Genomic DNA, 6,056 nt, shown 5'->3' on the forward strand with positions numbered 1-6,056 from the left:
GGTTACCTCAACACTACTCCGATCGTCGCCACAGATCCACGCGGTTCTGCTCGGCACCGATGTCGGACGCGTTCCTGGTGGTTGCCCGCACCTCCGGGGCGGCACCGACGTGGCCTGACTCAAGGACAAGCTCGGGAAGCGGTCGAACGGCTGGAGCGAGGTCGAGTTCGACGGGACCGTGGGACACCTCGTCGGCGAGCCCAGCCGCGGCGTGCGGACCATCATCGGTGGTGGCCCGCACCCGGCTCGACCGCGTCTTCGGCGGCACCGCCGGCATGCGGCAGTCGGAGGCCGAGGCACTCTGGCGGGTGCGCCACCGGGAGGCGTTCGGTGCGCGGCTCGTCGGCGGCCCTGCGTCGGCGACACCGCCCAGACTCGGGGCATCTACTGCCGTGACCAGCAGCAAGCTCGTCGAACGCAACTTGTCCAGAACTTCCCGGCGTTTGAAGAAATTCTGAAACGGACGGATGTCGCTGCGGCGGCTGAAGCGAAATATGACGCGATAGCGGCGTACGACCAGTATGACCTGGAGGCTCGCCACCATGGCGATCAGTGGACACACCACTACCCTGTCTGCTGACCAAACAGACGCTGCTCGCCCTCAGGGACACAAGCGTCGATCAGCTTGAGGCACCTGAGCAGTTCGAGAGAGTGCTGGGCTTTGGGGTGAATAGTGGCACTCTGGCTGAACTGGGCACGATGGCGACGGTGACGAGCCCAGATGGCACTAGCGTTACGGTGCGATCGCTAGCCGAAATCTCGACAGCCGCCCGGGCGGCCAACAACGCGTGGGTCGCCAGCAATTACCCGACGGCAACCCTTCTGTACGGGTCCACGGGTGAACATTACTGTCATTCGTCTACATCATTGCCAATCCAACCCGTCGAATCCGTGTTGGATGGACCCCTCAAAATCGGAAATATATCAACGTGCGCCCCCTCGTTGCTCAGGGCCGGGGCGAGGTCGATGCGGCCGGACGGCGGAGGGTCGGTCGGACAGGTCGTCCGGGCACCAGGTGACCGTCGGACGAGAAGCCCTCCTCGCGACCTCGGAGCTCCCCGACGAGCACGTCGCGCCACCGCGCGACGCGTGCCTCCGCACCCGGTGAGGAGGCGAGGTCGTGGGACTCGGTCGGGTCGGCGTCGAGGTCGAACAACTGCTCGTGGCCCGTCCCGCTCCACCAGATGTACTTCTCGTGGCCGTCGGTGAGCCATTGGAAGGACTGTCCGAGGAGCGTGTGCTCGCCGTGGAGCCACGGCCGCGGATCGGCGGTGGCGAGGGTCGAGGGCAGGAAACTGCGCCCCTCGACCGTCTCCGGGACGGCGAGACCGGCGGCCTCCAGCAGAGTCGGCATGACGTCACCCAACTCGACGACGTCGTCGCGCACCTCGCCGCCGGGGATGCCCGGGCCCTGAAGGATCATCGGGATCCGCGCCGACCCCTCGTAGGGGAACCCCTTACGGAACAGGTGGTGGTCGCCGATCATCTCGCCGTGGTCGGCGAGGAAGCAGACCACCGTGTTCTCCCGTAGGCCGCGGTGCGCCAGTTCTTCGAGCAGGAAGTTGATCTGAGCGTCCACGTGGCTCATGTGCCCGTAGTACCCGGCCCGCGCTCTCCGGAGCGCCTCGTCGGGGACCTCGCCGACGAGCGCCGTCGGATCCCAGGGCTTGGCCCACTCGCCGAGCCTGGCCGCCCAGTCCCCGACCGGCGGATCGGGCATCTTCGCGTCGATGTACTGCTCGAATGCCCACGCCGGAGGGTCGTACGGCGGGTGCGGGGCGTTGAACGAGGCGAACAGGAAGAACGGCTTCATGGCGTCTCGCCGCCGCAGGAAGTCGGCCGACTCGCTCGCGACGAAGTTCGTCGGGTGGAGGTGCTCGGGCTTGTCCCAAGGCCGGGCCACCCACGAGTTGGAGTCGAGCCCGTGGTCGAAGAATGTCGCGTCCCGGCCGAGCCGGAGCCTGAGCCACGGCAGGTAGTCATCGATGAGATCCGGATCCAGGCCGCGCCGGCGCGCAGACCGGACGATACCCAGCGGTGAGTGCAGGATGACGTTCTGGAATCCCAGCTGTGCGCGCTCCGGGAACACGTGCATCTTGCCGACGGCCTGCGTCTGGTAGCCGTTGCGCGTGAACTCGCCGGCCAGCGTCGTCGGATAGTCCCACGGCACGTGGTCCTCGTACCCGACGCGCCGGTGCGTGGCCGGACGCAGCCCTGTCATCAGCGACGCCCGCGCCGGGGTGCACGTCGGTGTCGCGGAGTACGCCTTCGTGTAGCGCGTGCCATCGCGCGCGAGGCGGTCGAGGAACGGCGTGCTCACCGTCGGATGCCCCGCGACCGAGAGGCAGTCGCCACGCCACTGGTCAGCCATGATCAGTAGCACGTTCGGGCGGGTGTCCGGTCTCATCGGTCGTGATCCTCCTGCGCTCGTTCCTCGCCCCACAGTCCTCGCTCGGCCGGCCTCACGAAGCGGATCCCGCGGTTCGGGCCGGTGCCGGGACGGCGTCGGGGCGTCCCGTCCGCCGGATCTCGTCCGGCCAGGCGAGCGGCACACCGAGCTCACCCGCGAGCAACCCCTGGAACGCGCGCAGCTCCTCCGCGCGGGCCCGGACCGTCGCCGGCGCCGAACCGGTGGCGAGACACTGCGCGGCCAGCGCGCCCGCTGCCTCCCCGATCGACCACTCCACGGGATGGAGCCGGTACGCCCCGTTCGTGATGTGCGTCGTCCCGATGTTCTTGTTCGCCGCCAGGAGGTTCGCGGTCCCGACCGGGATGAGGGCACCGAGCGGGATCTGGAACGGGAATGACGCGATATCGACGTACGTCCGACCCGACGTCGACGGGTGCAGGTCGATCCGATAGTGCCCGATGCCGACAGTGTCGGTGAAGACCTCGGAGCCCTCGGCGACGCCGCGCATCTCGCAGCCGATGTGCTCCTCCGTCACTGTGAAGATCGCCCTGATGCGCCGGGACTCGCGGATGTAGGCGGCCCGCGCCAGCCCGTCGTCAGTGCCCAGGACCTCACCGGCGAGCCGCAGCTCCGGGTAGCCGTGCCCGCCGTCCGACCGGGGCGCCGCGGTCTGCACCCAGTGCACGAATGAAAGCGTGAGGTCGCGCGCCGCGAGCTCCGCCTGCTGGCGCGTCTGGGGGGGCACGCCCAGGAGCGGCAGCTCCCAGTAGTCGACGTGCGGCCAGTTGACGAGCGTGATCTCGCCACCGGGATAGTCCGGCTCGAGGTGCTGGCGGGCCACGATGCGTCGGTAGTGCCAGAGGTCGCGGTCGGCCTCGTGGACAGCGGCCTCGGGAGTGCTGGTGAAAAGCGGCCGGTACCGTTCCTCAAGGGTGATCGGGTGGATGTCGCTCCAGGACAGTTGCGGGCCCGGCCAGCGCGGGTCCACCGTGTCGCGCCAGTGCGCGTAGCCGGCAGGCTCGTCGATGACGTGCGACTCGCCGGCGCGGTACTCGAGCGCGGCGCACCAGGTGATGGCCTGCTGGTCCATCGGGTCGGCGATCTCGGGGGCGTGCAGCTCGCCGGTCTGGGAGCGCGACTCCGCGCCGATGACGTGTGGCACACCTCCCAGCTCGAGAAGATCGCCGAGCTCGGTCGCGTCCAGCACGATCGAGCCCGCGAGCACCCGCCGCTCGCCCGTCGCGAGGTCTCGCACGGTCACCGAGGTCACCCGGTCTTCCGATCGGGTGACCGAGGCCGGCTCGTGCCGCCGCAGCACCGTGAGGCGACCGTTGGCGAGCCATTCCGCGAGCATGTCGTCCAGGACCGCCGCAGCCACGCGCGGCTCGTGGCACAGCGCGGAGACGAACCCGGCGCCCGGGTTGAGGCGCTCGTCGGCCCGTGCCTCGGGCGTCAAGGGGTAGTGGCTCCGGTAGTGCTCGCGGATCCGATCGCGCAGCTCCCGGTAGCCCGCCGAGGAGAAGTCCTCGATCCACGGGTTCTCGTCCGGCGGCACCGCCTGCGAGGTGAGCTGGCCACCGAGCCACTCCTCCGCCTCGGTGAGGATGACGGAGGCTCCGAGGGTGAGGGCGGCACGGGCCGCGGCCACACCGCCCAATCCGCCACCGATGATCAGGACGTCTGCGCTGTGGTGGGGCACGTGAAGGGTCTCGCTTTCCGTTCGGAGGTCAGGCTGGGAATGAGGTCGGGGCGACGCGGCGTCAGCCCTTGATCCCGCCCTCGGCGAGACCGGAGATGAAGCCTCGCTGGTTCACGAGGAACACCACCAGCACCGGGATCGTGACCAGGATCGTGGCGGCCATGAGCGCGCCGTACTTGACGTCCCCGCTCGACGCGAACGTCGTGATCGCGAGCTGGACGGTCGTGCTGCGCTCGGACGTGGAGACGACGAGCGGCCAGAGGAAGTCGTCCCACACGCCGGTGAACGAGAACACGGCGACGAGCGCGAGGAGCGGTTTGGCCATCGGCAGGTAGATCTGTGCGAAGATCCGCAGCTCGCCGGCGCCGTCGATTCGGGCCGCCTCCGCGAAGTCGCGGTCCATCGACGCGAAGTACTGCCGCGACAGGAAGATGTTCATGGTCCCGACGAGGTAGGGCAGCATGAGGCCGCCGACCGAGTCCAGGAGGCCGCTCCCGCCACTTCCGAGGATGTCGTTGCCACCCGCGAGCGGGAAGTTCTTCGCCATGAGGAAGAGCGGGATGAGCGTCACGGAACCCGGGATCGCAACGGTGGACAGCAGCCCGTAGAAGACGATCGAACTCCCGCGGAACGGTAGGTGCGCGAAGGCGTAGCCTGCGATCACGGGGACGATGCAGTTCGTGAGCACCGCCACCACTGTGACGATCGTGGAGTTCTTGAACGCCGTGTCGAGGTTCGCGGCTTGGACGGCGATCTGGAAGTTCTCGACCGTAGGTTCCGCGGGGATCAGGCTGACCGGCTGTCCCTCGGGAGTGAACGCGAGGCTGATCATCCACCAGAACGGGAAGAGTACGGCCAGCGTGACCAGCCCCAGGGTGAGCGCGCGCGGCCACACGGGGTTCCTCCGGCGACGGCGAACAGGGACGACCTGTGATGCCGCTGGTACTCCAGGTCTGAGGGCCATCTCAGGTCCGCCTTCCTTGTCCGACGCGGATCGCGACGATCGTGAAGGCCGCGATGAACGCGAACAGCACGAAAGCCATCGCCGAGGCGCTGCCCATTTGGTTGTACTGGAAGGCCTCGGTGTAGATGAGGTAGTTGACGGTCGTTGTGCTCCCGTACGGCCCGCCCTGGGTGAGCACGAAGATCTCGGGGAATCCCTGGGCGAGGAAGATGATGTCCATCGCGACGACGTAGGTCAGCATCGGCCGGAGCCCGGGCAGCGTGACGGCGCGGAATTGCTGCCAGGTGTTCGCGCCGTCCATCTTGGCTGCTTCGTACAGGTCCTTCGGCACTGTCTGGAGCCCGGCGAGCAGGAGCACCATGTTGCTCCCGAGCGCCTTCCAGATGCGCATTGCCGAGACCGCGTTGAGAGCGGCGTCCTGAGTCGTGAGCCACCGTTGGGGCGCGAGTCCCAGGAAGTCCAGCACCTGGTTCACGAGCCCGGTGTCGGAGTAGATCCAGAGCCACACCATGCTGACGGCCGTCAGCGAGACGACATGCGGCACGTACAGGCCGGTCCGGAACAGTCCGACACCCCGGAACACACGGTTGGACAGCAGCGCGAGGCCGAGCGCTATCGCGACGGTGAACGGAAGCACCTGGAGTACGTACCGCCCGGTGATGCCCATCGCACGGGCGAACGACGCGTCCGTGAAGATCGACGTGTAGTTGTCCCAGCCGACGAACTCCGGACCGCCTCTGTCCAGGGGTGAGTAGGCGCTGAAGCTGAGCACGAGGCCGTACACGACCGGGCCGAGCTGGAAGATGACGACGTACAACGCGGCGGGGATGACGAACAGCATCCCCATCCGGGCCATGGGGCTGTGGAGCCTGCTGCGCTTGCGCTGCGCCGGCCGCGGGGGGGGGGGGGGGGGGGGGGGGGGGGGGGGGGGGGGGGGGCCCGGGGGGGGGGGGGGGGGGGCCGGCGGGGGCGGGGGGAGGAGG

5 protein-coding genes are annotated in these 6,056 nt (G+C 68.6%); all 5 read right to left on the reverse strand.

The genetic code is table 11. The features are described from left to right. Positions 1–13: 13 nt before the first annotated feature. Positions 14–544, reverse strand: a complete 531-nt coding sequence (locus KCQ71_RS27745; RefSeq protein ID WP_308116668.1) for a hypothetical protein — start codon at positions 542–544, stop codon at positions 14–16. A gap of 402 nt (positions 545–946) precedes the next feature. Beyond that, entirely contained in the window at positions 947–2,407 is a 1,461-nt protein-coding gene (locus KCQ71_RS20055) for an arylsulfatase (protein ID WP_223409277.1), read from the reverse strand. A gap of 55 nt (positions 2,408–2,462) precedes the next feature. Continuing rightward, positions 2,463–4,109, reverse strand: a complete 1,647-nt coding sequence (locus KCQ71_RS20060; RefSeq protein WP_223409279.1) for an FAD-dependent oxidoreductase — start codon at positions 4,107–4,109, stop codon at positions 2,463–2,465. 61 nt (positions 4,110–4,170) lie between these two features. Beyond that, complete coding sequence (locus KCQ71_RS20065; RefSeq protein WP_223409281.1) at positions 4,171–5,004, reverse strand: carbohydrate ABC transporter permease; 834 nt, start codon at positions 5,002–5,004, stop codon at positions 4,171–4,173. 70 nt (positions 5,005–5,074) lie between these two features. Further along, a complete protein-coding gene (locus KCQ71_RS20070; protein WP_223409283.1) occupies positions 5,075–5,920 on the reverse strand; it encodes a carbohydrate ABC transporter permease in 846 nt (281 codons plus the stop codon). Positions 5,921–6,056: the final 136 nt, after the last annotated feature.

The organism is Occultella gossypii, assembly GCF_019947135.1.
Taxonomy (GTDB): domain Bacteria; phylum Actinomycetota; class Actinomycetes; order Actinomycetales; family Beutenbergiaceae; genus Occultella; species Occultella gossypii.

What these genes read in the sequence shown, in the direction of transcription:
- KCQ71_RS27745 (WP_308116668.1), bottom strand. Translation starts at nt 544, where the DNA reads ATGGTGGCGAGCCTCCAGGTCATACTGGTCGTACGCCGCTATCGCGTC.
- KCQ71_RS20055 (WP_223409277.1), bottom strand. Translation starts at nt 2,407, where the DNA reads ATGAGACCGGACACCCGCCCGAACGTGCTACTGATCATGGCTGACCAG.
- KCQ71_RS20070 (WP_223409283.1), bottom strand. Translation starts at nt 5,920, where the DNA reads ATGGGGATGCTGTTCGTCATCCCCGCCGCGTTGTACGTCGTCATCTTC.